Source organism: Acinetobacter sp. 1130196 (assembly GCF_000588095.1).
GTDB classification, from domain to species: domain Bacteria; phylum Pseudomonadota; class Gammaproteobacteria; order Pseudomonadales; family Moraxellaceae; genus Acinetobacter; species Acinetobacter nosocomialis.
On the sequence record NZ_JFWX01000005.1, the window covers coordinates 62,804 to 81,959 of the forward strand.

Below are 19,156 nucleotides of genomic sequence, written 5' to 3' on the forward strand. Positions count from 1 at the left end.
TCAAAAGAGCCGCTTTTTTTTTAAAGCAAAAATTTTATGCGACTGACTCTGGGGCAGTACGCCATAAGCTTTCTAAATCATAGAATTTGCGGGCAGTTGGTAGCATCACGTGTACTACAACAAAACCAAGATCAATTAAGATCCATTCGGCATCTCGTTCGCCTTCAACGCCAATCGGGCGGAAACCAGCTTTTCGAGCTTCTTCTGCAACATTGTCAGCAAGTGCTTTGACGTGACGAGTAGATGTACCACTCGCAATGACAATAGCATCCGCAACGTTGCTAATAGAACTAACATCTAACTGTAGAATATCTTTTGCTTTTACATCAACTAAAGCGTCATGGACGACTTTGAGACAAGCTTGTACGTCTTTATTTGAGGTGTTCATTGCGAAATCGTGAGAATTAGACACGCTGGGCGATGGTTCTAAATTCATATAGGGTATATTTTCCTGACAATTACTCACTATCTAATATAGTGGTTTTCACTCAGAATTTCAAACGAAACTAGTAACAGTTTATATATTTACATCATCGGAAAAATATTTGTTTTTCCATGTAAATGACTGATTTGAACCATTTTTAGGTTTGTATTCTGCCGCAATGTAGCCCATATAAGCACTTTGTTTGATCCAAGAAAATATTTGTTCGTAAGGAATCTGGGCTGTATCGGGTTCATGGCGTCCCGGACAATCTGCGAACTGAATATGGCCAATCTGGTGAATATTTTCTTGTAACCCTTCAAGTACATCTTCACCCATCATTGCCATGTGGTAACAGTCATATTGCATTTTTAAAGCAGGGTGGTTGACTGCTTCAAGCATCTCTTGGGCTTGGGCAATGTTCTGTACTAAAAAGCATGGCATATCTGTGCCATTAATCATTTCAAATACAGGTTCTATGTCGTGTTCTGTAAGTAAATCACAAGCTAGCTTTAAGTTGCTTGCAAGTGTTTTAAGGCAAGGAAGTAAGTCAGAATCTTGAGGTTGCTTACCTGCCAAAATATTAACACGAGGCACTTTTAAGGCAGTGGCATAGCGAATAGCTAACTCTAGTGCTTCACGGAATGCTGCTTCTTGGCCAGGTATGCCTGCTAAACCATTTCCACCTTGCATAAGATCGCCAGCAGGAACATTAATTAAACATAAACTTAGGTTGTAACGTTCAAGTTGGTCTTGAATATCGGAAATGGAAAGTTCGTATGGGAATTGGATTTCTACATGTTCAAAGCCCTCTGCGTGGGCCAATGCAAAGCGTTCAATTAAAGAAACTTCGGTAAAAATCATGGATAAGTTAACGGCAAGACGACCCATACACAAACTCCGTTTATTATTGCTCTACTATTTGAATCATAGTAGCTAAATCTTTCTCAGCAAAGCCATTTTTTTGGTGAGTTTGTAGCTGTAATAGAGCTTTTTGTGCAACAGGGATGTCTAAATTAACATTGTTAGCCAATGTTACCGCGTTGTTAAGATCTTTGGATAATGTTTGAACTTTCCATTGAACAGGCTCAAAAGTATGTGTCGCCATACGTGGAGCCAGTATTTGAAAAGGCTTTGAGTCAGCAAAACCACCTGCTAGGGCGGGAGCGAGTAATGTCGTGTCTACACCTGCGCGGTCTGCTAGTGCTACAGCTTCGGCAATAAGAGCACTGTTTGCTGCCACAATCAGTTGATTACAAATTTTAGTGGCTTTACCCCCACCCGTATCGCCCCCACGTGTTACACGTTGGGAAAGCACATTATAAACAGGACTTAAAGCTTCAATAGTTTGAGCATCTCCACCTGCAAAAATGACAAGTGTACCTTGTTCGGCACCAGCGGTTCCCCCTGAAACAGGAGAGTCAATCCATGTCACATGTTGTGACGCGGCAGCCTGAGCAAGTGCTTTTGTTGCAGCAACGGACAGGCTTGAAAAATCGACAATAACTTGATTTGCTTTTAAATGAGGCTGGACTTGCTCAAATACGGCTTTTTCAACTTTTTTGTCAGCTAAACAAAATAAAAAAATAAGGGATTTTTCGGTGTTTGAAAGATCGAGAGCGTGTGCGCCAATATCGATAAGTTCTTCACAAGCAGATGCTGTTCTGTTCCAGACAGCAACTTGAAAGCCTGCTTGAATAAGACGGCTAGCCATGCGGCTTCCCATAAGCCCTATACCTAAAAAAGCAATAGGTGTATTACGATCAAAATTCATCTTCAAAGCTCTTATCTATATTGGCGCGGTAAAAATTTAACTTCCGGGTGTTTATCTTTTTTACGAGCAAGTTTGCTATTTTTACCAAGTAATAATTTAAGTTGCCAGATTTTTTCTAGGCGCAATGATTTTTCTGGTTGATGCTCCATTGCATCTAATACGCGTTTTGCGGCAGTTAAGGCATCTGGTGAGCGTTGCAGCATTTCTGAGGCAATCGCATTTGCTTTTTCTAATGGATTTTTACTTAAGTGAGTTACAAGGCCAATATCTTTTGCATAGTTTCCGTCAAACACACGGGCAGTTAAGGTGAGTTCTTTGGCAAGGTCAACACCTATTAAACCTTTAAGTGAGCGGGTAAGTCCCATGTCAGGTACTAAACCCCAGCGACTTTCCATAATCGACATTTTAGTCTCTGGGTGAGCAATGCGAATATCGGCAGCCAGCGCAAGTTGCATCCCCGCACCAAAGCAATAACCTTCAAGTGCTGCAATCACAGGTACAGGTAAGTTCTGCCAAATCAGAAAGGCTTTTTGGAAAAGGCTTTGTCCCGGCTTTACAAGTTCCCAAATCGCAAATGCGGAGTTTTTAGGGTTGTTAAGGTCAGATAAATCAATACCAGCACTAAATACTTGTGCTTCACCAGTCAAAATTACACAGCGGATATTTCGGTCTTTTTGTATGGCTTTAGCCGTTGAAACGAGTTCTTTGAGGAGGGCAAAACTCATGGCATTACGTTTATCAGGACGGTTTAGATAAACTGTTGCAATACCATTATTTTTTTCAATACGTAAAAGTGCCATGAAATTCCCGCTTATTTTTTTATCGATAAACGGAGCATAACATGGCTTGAAATTGGAAACATGACAGGTCAGTCATGCCTTTTTACAGGTTCTTGTTTAGTCGGGTATAACTAAAATTTGATGAGCTGCACTTTCAACTTCTTTAATAACAAGACCTAATTCATCGAAACGTCTCATGACTTCTTCAATGAAGCCATCGTCAGCTCTGCGGCGCTCTTTACGTAATGTTGAAACAAATTGCTCGAAGTCACCAGTAACTTGTTGAAGCTTTGGTGTGCCTACATAGCGAGTTGCACCATAGAGGCGGTGCAACACATGTTCGAGTTGAGGAAAGTCTTCAAGCTCAATGAGTTGCTGCATTTCACCTAGCTCGGTTGGGAAACTGTCTACCAACATTTTCAATAAGTCTTGGGCAAGATCTTCTTTATTTGCAGCTAATTGTAGGCTTTGTTGCCAGTTTAATATTTCTGGGTCGAGTGCCTCGGCAACAACATGGTGATCTTTATCTAAAGCTTGTGCAGTGAAATTGTTTTTAGTCCATTGAGTTAAAATCTGAATGATTTGCTCCATTTGAATTGGTTTGGTGACATAGTCATTCATACCAACTTTCAGAAGCTTTTGTTTTTCATCAGCAAGGGCATGGGCTGTTAACGCAATAATTGGAAGCTGCATTTCTCCATCTAGCGTTGACTCTAGTGAACGGATCGCGCGAGTAGTATCAATGCCTGACATAACCGGCATTTGAATATCCATAAACACCAAATCAAACGGTTTGAGTTTTTGGTCAATGCGTTCTTGGATGATATTCAGCGCTTCTTGTCCACTTAAGGCTTTAGTGGTTTTAACATTTAACTCACCTAACAATGCTTCTAAAACAATTAAGTTCGGTAAATGGTCATCGACCGCTAGAATATGTAAACCCTGACCATTAAAGTCTTGTTGTTCCTCTTCAAAAATAGGTTGGTTACTTAATAATTGAATGAGACCGCTACGGCTTAATGGTTGGTAAAGTGGGCGAGCACGATATTCAGTGAGCATGTTTGGCTCAAGGGTCATTTGATAGCCGTAAACTGCTAAATTGCCCTGATAGCGGCTACGAATTTCTTTAAGCAGAGCTTCTGTATCGCCACTATGATCAACAATAAGCCATGTATTGTCTTTCTGATCGAGGTGTTTTAGGCGGCTAAACAAGTCCAAAATTGATTGAGTTTCAATGTGTGGAACTTGGTAATTTTCAAGATAGTACCGTAAAACACTTGCCGTTGCAGGGTGTGCTAAATAAGACACCACTTGTAAGTGTTCGAAGTGAGGGTGTTCTATCTCATGCTCTTCATCTACAGCAAACTGTGCAGTAAACCAGAATGTTGAACCTTTTTCTGTTGGTGCACGTTCTTGGTTATCTTCAAAACCAATTTGACCATGCATGAGATGAACCAGTTGTTTGGAAATTGCAAGGCCTAAGCCTGTACCACCAAATTGACGGGTAACAGATGCATCGCCTTGTGAAAATGATTCAAATAACTTTTTACGGTCAGTACCACTCAAACCAATACCACTATCTTGAACGCTAAAATGCAGCAAACATTGACCAATGTCATCATGCTCCATACGAACACGAACAATAATTTCGCCGTCTGGCGTGAACTTGATTGCATTTGAAATTAGGTTGGTTAAGATTTGCTTAAAGCGTAAAGCATCTCCAATGACTTCTTGAGGAATGTTGTCTGCATAATAAAATGCCATGGCAATATGCTTTTGCGCAGCCAATGGAGACAGCATATCCATCACATCGAAAATTGCTTCTTCTAAATCAAACGGTGCTGTCTCAAGCTCTAATTTACCTGCATCAATTTTTGAGAAATCTAATACATCGTTAATTAATGCTAATAGATGGGCAGAAGATTTTCGAATAGTCTGTAAATAGAGATTTTGCTCATTACTTAGATTTTGTTGGCGAAGTAGTAAATGAATAAAGCCATCAATACTGTTAAGTGGTGTACGAAGCTCATGACTGATATTGGCAAGAAAAACTGATTTTGCCTGATTTGATGAAATCGCTTGGTCACGTGCTTGACGGTAAGTAATGTTTTGAACTTCGAGGGTATCTAATGTTCTACGTAAATCTTCTTCGGTTTGTTCGGTGTGTTCTTTAAGCTCTAAAAAACTAAAATGTAGTCTTTTCACCACACTTGCGATATCACGTTGGAGTAAGCGTAATTCACCCGTACTGTTAATGACCATATGCTGATCTAATGTGTCTGCATTGAGTCGCTGTAGTTGCATCCGAATTTCGTACATTGGTGCAACCCAGCGACGAGAGAAGAAATTTAGACAGAGCAAAAGTAAGAGCAGCGTCATTAAACTCGTAATAACTAAAGCGATCAGAATACGATAACGTGCTAATTCTAGTGGTTGATTATCCATTTCAATCACTAGCCAGACAGGGGTTTTACCTGTGATATTGCTGATGCGAACCCCATAAATATTGTTATTGTTATAAGAGATCGGGCCAAAAAAACTATTGTTTTGCGTAAAGTTAGGCCAATAACGATTATCTCGATAGCCTACACTTAAGTAAGTCTGACCATTACTGTCAATTAAAGCAGCACGCTTGAGATTTTTTTCACTGAACATGCTTTGCATAATATGTTGAGCATGGTCATATTCATCGGGTTTGAGTTCTACTAATGTATAGAGATCTTTAGCGATTTGATTATAACGCGCCAAAATAGCTGAGGCATGATGCAGTTGCTGTTGTTTTGCAGAGTAAGATGTTTCAGTTAAAACCAGAAAAGCACCAACACCAGTTAAAATCATCATGGGCACAAAAATAAGAGCAATCAATTGCCCATATGCATGATTCAGACGTAAGCGTTTCGATAAGGTTTTATTGAAATTAGACATGGCTACATCGGATTGATCTCTCTGTAGGGCATATTATCACGCTTTATTTTAAAACAGACGGCATTTTATAACTGACTGGGCTTTAATCACTTTAATTAAAAAGCATAGTGAAATGGGTGCAGTACCGATCATTTTTTCATACAATAGTGCCACCCCGATTTAGGTGTTGATCATGAGTAATACACAACCTGATTTTTTAGCCGACGAATTTTTGTTAGATCACTATGTAGGTAAAACACCTCTAGTCCGTTTGCAGCGCTTGGCTTGTCACACGCAGGCAACGGTTTTAGCAAAATTGGAAGGTAATAATCCGGCAGGTTCTGTAAAAGATCGCCCTGCATATAACATGATTATGCAGGCAGAAAAGCGTGGTCAAATTAAACCGGGTGATACGTTAATTGAAGCAACTAGCGGCAATACAGGTATTGCTTTGGCTATGGTTGCGGCAATGCGCGGCTATAAAATGAAACTTATCATGCCAAATAACATGAGCCAAGAACGTAAAGATGCGATGTTAGCTTATGGCGCAGAGCTGATAGAAGTGACTCCACAGCAAGGTATGGAAGGCGCACGTGATTTAGCTTTGCAAATGGAAAAAGACGGCAAAGGTCATGTTTTAAACCAGTTTGGTAATCCTGATAATGTTGAAGCTCATTACCTGACGACAGGTCCTGAAATCTGGAAGCAAACGGGTGGTAAAATTACTCACTTTGTAAGCTCAATGGGTACAACCGGTACCATTATGGGTGTTTCTAAATATTTAAAAGAACAAAATCCAGACATTCAGATTGTGGGCTTACAACCTGCAGACGGTTCAAGTATTGCTGGTATTCGCCGCTGGCCAAAAGAATACTTACCAACAATTTTTGATAGCAGTCGTGTAGACCGAATTATTGATATTCCTCAAATTGAGGCGGAAAAAACCATGCGTAAATTGGCTCGTATGGAAGGGATCAGTGCAGGTACATCTTCAGGTGGTGCAGTTTGGGCATCAATTAAGATTGCAGAAGAAAATCCAGAAGCTGTTATTGTTTGCATTATCTGTGACCGTGGCGACCGCTATTTGTCTACAGGTTTGTTCTCAGTACAGGACGATAACTCATAATTGAGAGAAAGAATGCGTTTCCCAACTTTAGTTTTTGACATTGAAACTTTAACTGATTTAAAAGCGGGAGCGCATTTATATCATCTTGATTTGCCAGAGGCAGATGTTGAACAGGCACTTACAAAAATCCGCCGCCAAGAATCAGGTATGGATTTTCAGCGTTTGCCATTGCATGAAATCGTTTGTATCTCTGGTTTATGGATTGATGAATCGGGCTTTAGACTGTTTTCTTTTAGTCGAGAGCACTATTCAGAAGCTGAAATTTTACAGAAATTTCTATCTATTTTTGACAAGCGCCATCCCACTTTGGTGAGTTGGAATGGCTCACAATTTGATTTGCCGGTTATCTTGTTCCGTGCCATGTATCATGGTCTTTCTGCACCGGGCTTGTTCGATCAAGGTGAGCTTGATAGCCAGAAGCGTTTTAATAATTACCAAAACCGTTATCACCACCGTCATATTGATTTAATGGATGTGATGGCAATGTTTAATGGCCGTAATTTCCAGAAACTTGATGAGGTTGCCTGTATTTTAGGTTTACCAGGTAAGCGTGGTGAATCGGGGTATCATGTTCCTGAATATGTACGTGCTCAGCAATGGTTAAAGTTAACCAGTTATTGTGAGGGTGATGTACTCAATACATGGTTTATTTATTTGCGTTGGTTGTTACTTAAAGGTCAAATCAATGTAGATGAACATAATCATTGGATTAGTTCTAGTATTGAATATTTACAGACTATGCCTCAGCAGGCCGATTTTCTTGAAGTGTGGCAACGTACGTCGAAACATACCGACTTTACATCCCACTATTTTAATCCTTTAGATTTTTAGGTTCATTCTTTGAAACAGCAAGCCAAATCTCGCAAAGCTCAGCAACCTGAATATATTTTTCAGGTTGAAACTCTTTCTCATGAGGGGCGAGGAATTGCGCACTATGGTTCTCATCCGGATCATCCGGCAGATAAGCATGGTAAAAAGGTATTTATCCGTTATGCGTTGCCTGGAGAAACAGTAAAGGCTCAAATTACGCATGAGGCTAAGCGCCTTGAAGAAGCTGAAATGATTGAGCTTTTAGCAGAACCTTCGTCAAATCGCGTAGAGGCTGTTTGTCCTCATTATGGTATTTGTGGCGGCTGTAGCATGCAGCACATTCATCCAGATGAGCAAATTCGCTTAAAGCAAAATGTACTCCAGTCACATTTACAACACTTTGCGGGTATTCAACCTGAACAGTGGTTAGAGCCAATTCGATCTTTACAAAGTGATTATCGCCGTCGAGCGCGTATTGGTGTGCGCTATTTGCCAAAACAGGACCGTTTGATTTTAGGTTTCCGTGAGCATCATAGTAATCGTTTAACTTCTATCCATACCTGTAGTGTTTTGGATAAAAAGTTATCAGCTAGCCTGCCAGAATTGCGTACTTTACTCCAAAGTCTAAAAGGCAAAGCACATATTGGTCATGTAGAATTAGCAAAAGGTGATGATGAAATTTCTTTATTGGTTCGCCATGTAGAAAAATTAAACAATTCTGATGTCAACCAATTAAGACAATTCGCGTTACACAAAGGCTGGCAGTTGTATTTGCAACCTAAAGGTCCCGAAAGTCTTCGTCGTATTGATGAAGATCAAGGCGCTATGCGATTACATTATACTTTAAATGCATTTGAAGTAAATTTTGCTTTTTCGCCATTGGATTTTACGCAGGTCAATGGCACAGTAAATGAACAAATGGTGCAATTGGCATGTGAATTGCTTCAATTGCAGCAGGGTGACAGAGTACTGGATCTGTTTTGCGGATTAGGTAATTTTTCGCTTCCACTTGCACGATGTGTTGGTGCAAATGGACAAGTTGTTGGTGTGGAAGCAAGTGAAGAAATGGTGCAGCGAGCAACGGATAATGCCAAGTGCAACAATCTGGTGCAAGCAAGCTTTTTTTCACAAGATTTAACAAAAGATTTTTCGCATCATTCTTGGGCAAATCAAGGATTTGATGCATTATTGATTGATCCTCCTCGTGCTGGTGCATATGAAATCATGCAGTATGTACCAAACTTTGGAGCAAAAAGAATCGTTTATGTATCATGTAATCCAGCAACACTAGCAAGGGATGCAGGTGTTTTGGCTCAACATGGATACAAGTTAAAAAAAGCAGCGGTTATGGACATGTTTACGCACACAGAACATGTTGAATCAATTGCTTTATTTGAAAAAATTCAAGAGATAAACGATTAAAAACATGAGTTACATATCCAGGAGAATGGTATGGTCACAGTACGTGAACAGTTACCTGAACAACTAACTGAGTTGTCAGAGGAAACGACTGTAGAGCATGCCGCCGAAACACAAGTCGGTTTAGCCTCATGGTTGGATCGGGTTCGTGAAATATTAGATGGGGCAGAGCTTAAACAACTCGAAGAGGTTGCGCATTTAACCCTGCAAAAAGAGTTAGATTCAACGGTTAATCATCGTTCCAATACATTTGCTACTGGTGTTGGAATGGCGGATATTCTGGCGCATTTACATGTAGATGAAGATACTTTATCTGCTGCAATGCTTTATCGTAGTGTTCGTGAAGACATTACTGATATAGAAGAAGTAAAGCGCAAGTTTGGTGAGCAAGTCTATAACCTTGTCAAAGGTACTTTGGCAATGGGTAAGCTTTCAGAACTCATTGAAAAAAATAAACGACTAGAAGACCATTTTAATAACAACCAGAGGGAACATTTAAGCGGCATTTATAAAATGCTGATTTCAGTGACTGAAGATGTCCGTGTTGTTTTAATTAAGTTAGCTGAGCGTACTTATTCTTTACGTGAGTTAGCCAACTCTTCACGTGAACGTCAAGAGCGTGTGGCGCGTGAAATTCTTACTATTTATTCGCCATTGGCGCATCGCCTTGGTATTGCACAGCTTAAGTGGGAACTAGAAGATTTAGCCTTTCGTTATTTGGCACCAGACCGTTATAAAGAGATTGCTTCATTACTCAATGAAAAGCGTCTTGAGCGCGAACACTATATTCAGTTCGTAATCGACCGCTTAAAAAATGAATTGGCATCTTACGGTATTGAGGCGGAAATTACAGGTCGAGCAAAACACATTTATTCGATTTATCGAAAAATGAAAAGTAAAAACCTGAGTTTCGATCAGCTTTATGACATTCGTGCCTTACGTGTATTGGTGAATAGCGTGCCGGAGTGTTATCACTCATTAGGTATTGTTCATCAAATCTGGCGCCATATTCCACACCAGTTTGATGACTATATTACCAACCCGAAAGCTAATGGTTATCGCTCATTACATACTGCTGTAATTGCTGAAAATAAATCTTTAGAAGTACAAATCCGTACTCATGAGATGCATGATGAAGCAGAATTAGGTGTATGTTCGCACTTTAACTACAAAGAAGGCTCAAAGAATACCGACCATTCTTTTAACCATCGTTTACATTCGCTTCGTGCCGTTTTGGAACATTACCAAGAACGTAATGAAACCACAGTACACCAAAACGAAGATGAGACGGAAGGCTTTGATCAGCTTCAAGACTTTGAAGGTTTTGAAAAGATTTATGTGTTTAGCCGTGATGGTGATATTAAAGAATTACCACGTGGTTCAACGGTTTTAGACTTTGCTTATCATGTGCATACAGAAGTAGGAAACAAGTGTTATGCGGCACGTGTTAACCAACGCTATGTACCATTAACCTATACGCTAAAAACTGGTGAACAGGTCGAGATTTTAACCAAAAAAGACCGTGAGCCTAACCGTGACTGGTTGGTGAACTCTTTAGGGTATATCAAGACAGCTCGTGCACGTGACAAACTACGTCATTGGTTCAGACAGCAAGATCGTAGCAAGAACCTTGAAGTTGGCCGTGAGTTATTAAACAAAGAATTGTCTCGATTGGCGATTCACCCTAAGAGTATCGACCTGAACGACTACTCATCACATTTTAATGTGAAAACAGGGGATGACATTTTAGTTAGTCTGGTCAGCGGTGATATCAGCTTGCATGCCTTGATTAATCAGATTAATCGTCAAATGCATCTGGATCAGGATGAGCCTGAGCTGGTACTTAAACCAACATTAAATCCGCGCGCCAGTCATACTTTGTCTGCGCATGGCATCTTAATTGATGGTTTAGACAATGTTGAGTTACATATTGCACAGTGTTGCCAACCAGTTCACGGGGAGTCAATTGCTGGCTATATCACATTGAATCGTGGTGTAAGTATTCACAAAGTCTTGTGCTCTGATTATCAACGTATGATCAAGCAAGAACCAGAACGTGCTGTTGAAGCCGATTGGGAAATGCAGCCAACTCGTGGTCAAAGTGTTCAAATTGTGGTTGAAGCTTATGATCGTCGTGGTTTGCTCAAAGACTTAACTCAAGTGATTTTCTCTGACCAAATTAATATTCGTCAGGTGAATACAATTTCTGAGGCAGATGGTATTGCCAATATGAAGTTGCTCATTGAGGTCAAAGGTTTGGCTCAGCTTTCACGTTTGTTGGCTCGTTTAGAGCAACAACCTGGAATTATTAGCGCACGACGCATGATTCAAGGTGTTTAATTAAATTAAAAAAGGCCGTCAATTGACGGCCTTTTTTTTTAACTACTTTCTTGATAAATAAATATTAGTTAAACGATTTAAAAACTGTGGACTTATGGTTGAGAGTTGATAAAGCAGTTTGGTTTTTATACCAACTGGAGTGTGGGTAGGAGTCCAGAAATGAGCTTTTTTCTCGACAAGTGAAAGGACCTGCTGAGCAATATCATTTGGTGTTAAGTCAACGCCCATATTTTGAATACTACCTGCATCCATATTATTGACCATTGCGGTTTGTACAAATAAAGGCATCACATCTAAAACACGAATACCATATTTTTTCCATTCCACATCTAAACCTTCGGTAATTCCGCGAACTGCAAACTTACTGGCTGAATAAGAAATGAGATCAGCTTGCCCGTAAATTGCAGAAGCCGAAGAAAGATTAATGACGCGTGCAAAAGAAGCTTGTTTTAAATAAGGGAGTGCAGCATGGCAACCGTTGATTACACCGTTTACATTAATATTGATTGTTCTTTGGTGTGAATTGATATCGATGTGTTCAAAAGCCCCAGAATATAAAATTCCTGCGTTATTCACTAAAATATTAAGCTCGCCAGCCCAGTCAGTAAATTCTTTTAATATATGTTGCCATTGCTCGTAATCACTGACATCTAAATAACCAGCGCATGCATTGGGTCCTAACTCTGTTGCTAAGCTTTGAGCAAGTGATTCGTTAATATCATAAATGCCTACTTTATATCCTTGTTTGTAAAATACTCGTGCAATTTCTGCTCCAATACCTTGAGCTGCGCCACTAATCAGAATGCTATGTTTCATCTTTTTTTCTCTTTATCGTTACAATATGACGAATGATTTGCCGCTTTAATTTTGATCATAGCAAATTAAGATTTTAAATTTACTGACCAACTTTTTGAACTTGAGGGTTACCATGGATAAATTGCTTAAAATTATGCAAGAGCTACGTGAAAAATGTCCGTGGGATCAAGAGCAAACCCCAATGTCACTGACTAAATATGCAATTGAAGAAGCATATGAAGTCGAAGCTGCTATCCGTCAGGGCGATATTGATGAAATTCGAAATGAGTTGGGTGATTTGTTATTACAAGTTGTATTTCAATCGCAAATGTTTAGCGAACAAGGGGCGTTCAATTTTCAAGATGTAGTTGAGGCAATTAGTGAAAAATTGATAAGACGTCATCCACATGTTTTCCAGGCTGATCAATTTAATAACTTAACACCAGAACAAGTAAGCGAGTTATGGAAACAAATTAAACAACAAGAGAAGCAAGGCAAGCCGAAATCAAGATTAGATGAAATTAAACATGGTCCTGCACTGACTCAAGCACACGAAATTCAAAAGAATGTTGCAAAAGTCGGATTTGATTTTGAAACAGTAGAAGATGCTTATGTAAAATTAGAAGAAGAATTAGGTGAATTCAAAGAGGCGCTTAAAAATCAAAATATTGATGAAATTCAAGACGAATTTGGGGATTGTCTGTTTTCATTAGTCAATGTAGGACATAAACTTAACATTTCAAGTGAAACTTCACTTTTATCAACCATACATAAATTTAGAAGTCGTTTTGCTTTTATTGAAGAGCAAGCTATAAAACAGCAAAGAACATTAGAAGACATGACCTTGTCCGAGATGGATGAATTGTGGAACCAAGCAAAACGACAATTACATTCAGGGGAAAAACGACATGCGATACAGCATGAGACTTTGGAAAAATAATTGTTTTATTTTAATGATGTTGTGCTTAGGTGTGATTTCACCTTCGGTTTTTGCTCAATCGTTTGATCAGAATTTTCAGGAATGGAAGGCTAAGCAGCAGATGTACGACCAAAAGTTAAACGTCTCTAAGTCTTCTCATTCTTATGGTTCTAAAATTTCTCAAACGAACAGTTTAAATGATTCTACTGGGCAGATTCATTTAAATCAGGCCACTGTAAATGAGTTTCGGCAGCTAAAAGGTATAGGTGAGAAAAAGGCTCAAGCGATTGTGGAATACAGACAAAAGAATGGGGGTTTTAAAAATATTGATGAAATTAAAAACGTCAAAGGAATCGGCCCCGCTATTTTTGAAAAAAATAAATCACGTTTAGCCTTATAAAAGTTCTGTTCGTCAATTATCATTTCCTGCGCAATCTAAAGAGAATCAAATTGCCCTTTGTGTGTGTTAGAGCTATGATTAGCGACAACTTGTTATTTACGTCCTGACGTAGGAGACAGCGTCTTTTGCAAACCTTGCGAGCGTCAAAATGTGGTTTGTCCACAGCCCAACTTCCTTCTTCGATTTTAGATGTGATCGATAGTCTGACCAAAGCAGGCTATGAAGCTTATATTGTTGGGGGTGGTGTCCGTGATTTAATGCTAGGACTCAATCCTAAAGATTTCGATGCAGTCACCAATGCAACACCTTCTCAAATTAAAGAAGTTTTTGGTCGTCGATGCCGAATTATTGGCCGTCGATTTGAATTGGCACATGTCTATTCAGGGCGTGAGCTAATCGAAGTTGCTACTTTCCGTGCCCCTCCTAAAAAAGCAGTCACCAATGCTTCAGGCATGATTTTGCGTGACAATAACTGGGGAACCATCGAACAGGACTTTGCTCGACGCGATTTTTCTATCAATACGCTTTACTACCAACCACGTAAAGGTATTGTGCTCGATTTTTGTAAAGCAATTGATGATGTCAAAAATAAGACTTTGCGTTTATTGGGCGACCCTGTACAACGTTTTGAAGAAGATCCGGTGCGTATGCTACGGACGTTACGTTTTGCAGCGAAGTTAAACTTTAAAATTGATCCAGCGATTCTCGATATTTTTGATGTTGAGATGACGCAGTTGCTTCGTGATGTTTCTCCGCACCGTTTATACGATGAGTCTCAGAAGCTTTTCACAATGGGTCATTTGGCACGTGTATTACCAATGCTGATTGAATTTGGCGTGTGGAAACAGCTTTTTGCTGATATTCGCCCAGATTTGACGCCATTTATTCAACGTGCTGCAAAAAATACAGATCAACGTATTCAAATTGGTAAAACCATTAACCCTGCATTTTTTTATGCAGTTTTATTGTGGCAGCCATTTTTAGAACGTTGTGACTTTTATTTAACAAAAGGTGTAGTACCAGCTGAAGCTCGTGCTCAAGCTGGTTTAGATGTTTTAAAACGTCAAGCCACACGTACAGTCATTCCTCGTTTTGCCGAAACTTTTATTCGTGAAGTTTGGGAAATGCAAACTCGATTGCTTAATCCAAAGCCACAGCAAATTGAAGCATTGGCAAGCCATGCGCGTTTCCGCGCAGGCTTTGACTTCTTATTACTTCGTGAAAAGTCAGGTGATGACACAACACAAGGAATGGGAAGCTGGTGGGATGCTTACCAAGAAATGTCAAATGACGAAAAAGAAGCTGCGATTAGCCAATATAATCGTCAAAAAGCGAAAAGTCGTCGTAAGGTTGCTGCTGAACCTGTTGAAAACAATAGAGTTGATGCAGAAATTGAGCCTTTGGTGGATGTTCCAGAGCCTCGAAGCCGTCGTGGCAAGAAAGAACGTGCACGACAAGAGCAGTCTGTTGACCGTTTTATGGAAAAATCTTCCGCATCACAAACCAATATGACGAGCGATCACCCAATCTTAAAGCGTAAGCGGGTACAACGTGATTTGAGCCAAGTTATTTTTGGACCTACGCAATGACAGTAACCACATATATTGGCTTAGGAAGTAACCTAGGTGACTCACGCCAAATTTTGTCTGAAGCGATAGCCAAGCTTAAATCTATTGGTGAAGTGAAGGTATCCAAACTGTACCAAAGCCCACCGATGGGTCCTCAAGATCAACCGAATTATCTAAATGCAGTAGCTCAGCTAAAAACTGAGTTACTTCCGCTTGATTTACTCGACCATTTACAGCGTTTTGAACAGGAAGCTGGGCGAGTGAGACTCCGTCATTGGGGAGAGCGAACTTTAGATCTTGATCTACTGATTTATGGCAATGAAAAAATACAAAATGAGCGCTTAACTGTGCCGCATGTAGGAATCTTGCAACGAGATTTTGTTGTGATTCCTTTATTAGATTTAGACGCTGATTTACATATCGATGATCAGCCACTTAAAAATTTAGAACTCTTACAGCAGCCGACGCTGACTGTACTTGCTGATGAGTCTTGGGCTTAAGCCTGACTTATACGTTCTGCAAACTCCTGTAGAGGATACCATCATGATTAGTCTAAGTGACTTAAGAAAATTTAAAGCCGAAGGACGTAAGTTCTCTTGTCTAACTTGTTACGATGCAAGTATGGCAAAAGCAATGGAACTTGCTGAAATTGATACTATCTTAATTGGTGATTCTCTTGGAATGGCAATTCAAGGTCGTGATTCAACTTTACCTGTAACTGTTGAAGACATGGCTTATCATACAGCGGCAGTGCGCCGTGGTAACCAGCATGCTTTAATTATGACTGATTTACCATTTATGAGTTATGCCACTTTAAACGATGCTTTGCAGAATGCGAAAACAGTTATGCAAGCTGGTGCGCAGATGATCAAAATCGAAGGTGGCGCATGGCTAAGTGAAACTGTACAGGTGTTAACACGTAATGGTGTGCCTGTATGCGTACATTTAGGTTTAACCCCTCAGTCTGTACATGTTTTTGGTGGCTACAAACTACAAGCTAGAACCCGTGAAGCAGCTGATCAACTTATTGCTGACTGTACGGCGGTGGTTGAAGCGGGCGCGGCAGTTTTATTGCTCGAGTGCGTTCCGGCACAATTGGGTCAAGAAATTGCTGAATTATTCCCGAATACTCCTGTGATTGGTATTGGGGCAGGTAATGCAACTGATGGTCAGGTACTTGTAGTACAAGACATGTTAGGTTTAACTTTTGGTCGAGTTGCGCGTTTTGTACGTAACTTTATGAAAGAGCAATCTGGTGAAACAGCAATTTTAGATGCTTTTAAAGCGTTTCATGCTGCTGTACAGGACCAGTCGTTCCCAGCCAAAGAACATACTTTCCAAGTTGAGCTGTAATTCATGAAAACAGAAACCACTATACAAGGCTTAGCTGCTTCTTTAAATCCTGCTAGAGCTGCACGTAAAATCATTGGTTTTGTCCCAACTATGGGAAATCTACATGAAGGCCATCTCACCCTTGTTCGTGAAGCGAAAAAGTTATGTGATGTTGTGGTTGTGAGTATCTTCGTAAACCCGACCCAATTTGGTCCGGGTGAAGATTTTGATAACTATCCACGTACTTTAGAGCAGGACAGTCGTCTACTTGCTGATGTTGGTTGTGATATTATTTTTGCGCCTTCAGTTGAGCAAATGTACGGTACACAACCTCGTTTAACTAATATTAGTGTCAGCCAGATTACAGATGACTTATGCGGTAGTTCACGTCCTGGGCACTTTGACGGTGTAGCGCTGGTTGTCACAAAACTCTTTAATATTGTGCAACCGAATTATGCTTTTTTTGGTCAAAAAGATTATCAACAGTTGGCGGTGATTCGCCAGTTTGTACAAGACTTAAATATTCCATTAGAAGTGATTGGCGTACCCATTGTTCGTGCAGCAGATGGTTTAGCACTGAGTTCAAGAAATGGTTATTTGACTCCTGAACAACGTCAAACTGCACCAGTCATCTATCAAGGTCTAAAGCAAGCTGAAGAGCAATTACACCAAGGTAAAGATTTACAACAAGTCTTGGCAGATTTAAAAACGTTGTTGACAGACAATGGTTTTGTTGTGGATTATGTGGAAGCTCGTCAGCCAAACTTGTTGGCTGTGTCTCAATTTGATCGTGATATTGTGTTGTTTGTCGCGGCTAAGTTGGGCGGAACACGTTTAATTGATAATTTACAAGTTGCCTTTACACCTCAATAATACATAAAAGGACAGCCATGCCATGAAGCGTATACTTATCGTGACAGGACTGTCTGGTTCAGGAAAATCTTCAGCTCTTCAAGTATTAGAAGATTTGGGCTATTACTGTATTGATAATTTACCTTTGGCATTGCTGCCTGAAATTGTGGCAAAGCTAGATCATGAAAATAATCTTGAACAGCTGGCTTTAGGTGTAGATGTCCGAAGTACTCGGGCTGATATGCAAGAGTTCGACCATGTTTTTGAGCAATTACAAAAACATGGTACGGTTGATGTGATTTATCTGACGACACAAGATCAGGATTTGATTGCACGATTTAGTGCGTCGCGTCGTCCACATCCGTTGGCGAATCGCTTCAAAAGCCTTTTGCAATGTATTCATGAAGAAAAGCAGTTACTGATTCCAATTCAGTTCCGAGCAACGGTTCATATTGATACCACTGATAAAAGTGTTCATGATTTAAAACATATCTTGCTGTCAAAATTAGGGCAGTCAGATAATCTGATTGTTATATTGCAGTCATTTGGTTATAAACATGGCATTCCTTTAGATGCTGACTATGTTTTTGACGTACGGCATTTACCAAATCCGCATTGGGATTTAGAATTACGCCGCTTTTCTGGTTTAGACGAGCCAGTTAAGCAGTTTTTAGAAGCAAGTCCGCAAGCAAATGAAATGTTTGAGGATATACACCACTTCTTAAGAAAATGGCTGCCGGCATTTGCTGAAGGGCATCGTCATTATATGACGGTTTCAATAGGTTGCACTGGCGGCCAGCATCGTTCAGTTTATATGGTAGATAGACTAAAACAAGCACTTGAGGCAGAATGGTCTGTTCAGGTCTTACACAGAGAAATGAAGCACTGGTCATGATAGACACAACTGTTGATGTAATTAATAAACTCGGTTTACATGCACGTGCATCAGGAAAACTGATAGAGGTCACTACAAAGTTTCGTTCGTCAATTCAGATTGGTAAGGGCGATCATTTAGTAGATGCTAAAAATATTATGTCGTTACTGATGTTAGGTGCAGGAAAAGGGACCACTTTACGTTTGGTCATTGATGGCACTGACGAAGAACAGGCATTAAATGAAGTACAGGCGTTATTCGCCGCAAAATTTTATGAGGCAGATTAATCGTGGCACGTCGTCCCCAGCGTTATACTGAAGAAGATTTTGATTCTTTAGAAGGACGTGCAAGTAAAACCGAACAGAAAAAAGCAGTTCAACGTATGGCTGCTTTAGGTGAGCAGTTAGCACAACTTTCTATCAAACAAATTCAAAAGCTTCCGGTTGATGAGCGTTTAATTGATGCTCTTTTAGAAGTCCAGAATATTAGTTCGTTTGAAGCACGCCGTCGCCAATTTCAACGCGTTGGTAAACTCTTGCGTAATGAAGATGAGACAGTCATTTTATCTTATTTGACTCCTCAACAAGGCGCGAAAAAACAAGCTCAACTTATGCGTTGGGTAGATCGTATGATCGAGCAAGGTGATCCTGCAATTAACGAATTTAGTAAAATCTATAATGCATCAGAACGTCATACTTTGCGTCAGCATGTGTTAAGGATTAACCGTGATAAGACTCAGCAAGTTCCAGAAGCAGATCTTGAAGCATCTAAAGGTAAGTTTATTAACTACGTGCAACAAGTCGCTTTATTGTCAGATCAAGGTTAATTTCGTTTTAACTAAAA

Annotated in this window: 19 protein-coding genes; 13 read left to right on the forward strand and 6 right to left on the reverse strand. The window is 40.0% G+C overall.

Annotated features, from left to right (window positions below; genetic code table 11):
* Positions 1 to 34 precede the first annotated feature (34 nt).
* The 5 genes from rsfS to J671_RS08850 all read right to left on the reverse strand — a co-directional run bounded on the left by rsfS (position 35) and on the right by J671_RS08850 (position 5,899).
* Complete coding sequence (rsfS, locus tag J671_RS08830) at positions 35 to 436, reverse strand: ribosome silencing factor (RefSeq protein WP_001047580.1); 402 nt, start codon at positions 434 to 436, stop codon at positions 35 to 37.
* An 81-nt stretch (positions 437 to 517) separates the two neighbouring features.
* Positions 518 to 1,312, reverse strand: coding sequence for a hydroxypyruvate isomerase family protein (locus tag J671_RS08835; protein ID WP_031982030.1), 795 nt, complete (start codon positions 1,310 to 1,312; stop codon positions 518 to 520).
* Positions 1,313 to 1,328: 16 nt separating this feature from the next.
* Positions 1,329 to 2,195: an NAD(P)-dependent oxidoreductase gene (locus J671_RS08840; RefSeq protein WP_031982031.1), complete on the reverse strand. Its 867-nt coding sequence runs from the start codon at positions 2,193 to 2,195 to the stop codon at positions 1,329 to 1,331.
* An 11-nt stretch (positions 2,196 to 2,206) separates the two neighbouring features.
* Entirely contained in the window at positions 2,207 to 2,995 is a 789-nt protein-coding gene (locus J671_RS08845; protein WP_031982033.1) for a crotonase/enoyl-CoA hydratase family protein, read from the reverse strand.
* Positions 2,996 to 3,091: 96 nt separating this feature from the next.
* Positions 3,092 to 5,899 carry an ATP-binding protein gene (locus J671_RS08850; protein ID WP_031982034.1) on the reverse strand — a complete coding sequence of 936 codons (2,808 nt, stop codon included), beginning with the start codon at positions 5,897 to 5,899 and terminating at the stop codon, positions 3,092 to 3,094.
* Positions 5,900 to 6,071: 172 nt separating this feature from the next.
* Between J671_RS08850 and cysM the strand changes: the two genes are divergently transcribed.
* The 4 genes from cysM to J671_RS08870 are packed head-to-tail and all read left to right on the forward strand — an operon-like array spanning position 6,072 to position 11,573.
* Positions 6,072 to 7,004, forward strand: coding sequence for a cysteine synthase CysM (cysM, locus tag J671_RS08855; protein WP_002054567.1), 933 nt, complete (start codon positions 6,072 to 6,074; stop codon positions 7,002 to 7,004).
* A 12-nt stretch (positions 7,005 to 7,016) separates the two neighbouring features.
* Complete coding sequence (locus J671_RS08860; protein WP_004710576.1) at positions 7,017 to 7,835, forward strand: 3'-5' exonuclease; 819 nt, start codon at positions 7,017 to 7,019, stop codon at positions 7,833 to 7,835.
* Positions 7,836 to 7,844: 9 nt separating this feature from the next.
* Positions 7,845 to 9,236 (forward strand): 23S rRNA (uracil(1939)-C(5))-methyltransferase RlmD, encoded by a 1,392-nt coding sequence (gene rlmD, locus J671_RS08865; protein ID WP_031982035.1) that lies wholly within the window; start codon positions 7,845 to 7,847, stop codon positions 9,234 to 9,236.
* A gap of 30 nt (positions 9,237 to 9,266) precedes the next feature.
* Complete coding sequence (locus J671_RS08870; RefSeq protein WP_002054537.1) at positions 9,267 to 11,573, forward strand: RelA/SpoT family protein; 2,307 nt, start codon at positions 9,267 to 9,269, stop codon at positions 11,571 to 11,573.
* Between the two features lie 42 nt (positions 11,574 to 11,615).
* Here the strand turns inward: J671_RS08870 and J671_RS08875 are convergent, their stop codons facing one another.
* Positions 11,616 to 12,389 carry an SDR family oxidoreductase gene (locus tag J671_RS08875; RefSeq protein ID WP_002054535.1) on the reverse strand — a complete coding sequence of 258 codons (774 nt, stop codon included), beginning with the start codon at positions 12,387 to 12,389 and terminating at the stop codon, positions 11,616 to 11,618.
* A gap of 112 nt (positions 12,390 to 12,501) precedes the next feature.
* On the opposite strand from J671_RS08875, the gene mazG reads away from it, so the two are divergent.
* The 9 genes from mazG (at position 12,502) to yjgA (ending at position 19,139) form a co-directional block, all read left to right on the forward strand.
* Complete coding sequence (mazG, locus tag J671_RS08880) at positions 12,502 to 13,308, forward strand: nucleoside triphosphate pyrophosphohydrolase (protein WP_031982037.1); 807 nt, start codon at positions 12,502 to 12,504, stop codon at positions 13,306 to 13,308.
* Positions 13,277 to 13,687 carry a ComEA family DNA-binding protein gene (locus J671_RS08885; RefSeq protein WP_031982038.1) on the forward strand — a complete coding sequence of 137 codons (411 nt, stop codon included), beginning with the start codon at positions 13,277 to 13,279 and terminating at the stop codon, positions 13,685 to 13,687. Before mazG ends, J671_RS08885 begins: the two co-directional genes overlap by 32 nt.
* 125 nt (positions 13,688 to 13,812) lie before the next feature.
* Positions 13,813 to 15,276, forward strand: coding sequence for a polynucleotide adenylyltransferase PcnB (pcnB, locus tag J671_RS08890; protein ID WP_031982040.1), 1,464 nt, complete (start codon positions 13,813 to 13,815; stop codon positions 15,274 to 15,276).
* Entirely contained in the window at positions 15,273 to 15,755 is a 483-nt protein-coding gene (gene folK, locus J671_RS08895) for a 2-amino-4-hydroxy-6-hydroxymethyldihydropteridine diphosphokinase (protein ID WP_031982042.1), read from the forward strand. The genes pcnB and folK overlap by 4 nt, the downstream gene beginning before the upstream one ends.
* Before the next feature lie 43 nt (positions 15,756 to 15,798).
* On the forward strand, positions 15,799 to 16,608 hold the full coding sequence (panB, locus tag J671_RS08900; RefSeq protein ID WP_000624763.1) for a 3-methyl-2-oxobutanoate hydroxymethyltransferase: 810 nt from the start codon (positions 15,799 to 15,801) through the stop codon (positions 16,606 to 16,608).
* Between the two features lie 3 nt (positions 16,609 to 16,611).
* Positions 16,612 to 17,460 (forward strand): pantoate--beta-alanine ligase, encoded by an 849-nt coding sequence (panC, locus tag J671_RS08905; protein WP_016804448.1) that lies wholly within the window; start codon positions 16,612 to 16,614, stop codon positions 17,458 to 17,460.
* Positions 17,461 to 17,482: 22 nt separating this feature from the next.
* Entirely contained in the window at positions 17,483 to 18,334 is an 852-nt protein-coding gene (gene rapZ / locus J671_RS08910) for an RNase adapter RapZ (protein WP_031982044.1), read from the forward strand.
* A complete protein-coding gene (locus J671_RS08915; RefSeq protein WP_000567533.1) occupies positions 18,331 to 18,600 on the forward strand; it encodes an HPr family phosphocarrier protein in 270 nt (89 codons plus the stop codon). Before rapZ ends, J671_RS08915 begins: the two co-directional genes overlap by 4 nt.
* Positions 18,601 to 18,602: 2 nt before the next feature.
* Positions 18,603 to 19,139 (forward strand): ribosome biogenesis factor YjgA, encoded by a 537-nt coding sequence (gene yjgA, locus J671_RS08920; RefSeq protein ID WP_004710561.1) that lies wholly within the window; start codon positions 18,603 to 18,605, stop codon positions 19,137 to 19,139.
* Positions 19,140 to 19,156: the final 17 nt, after the last annotated feature.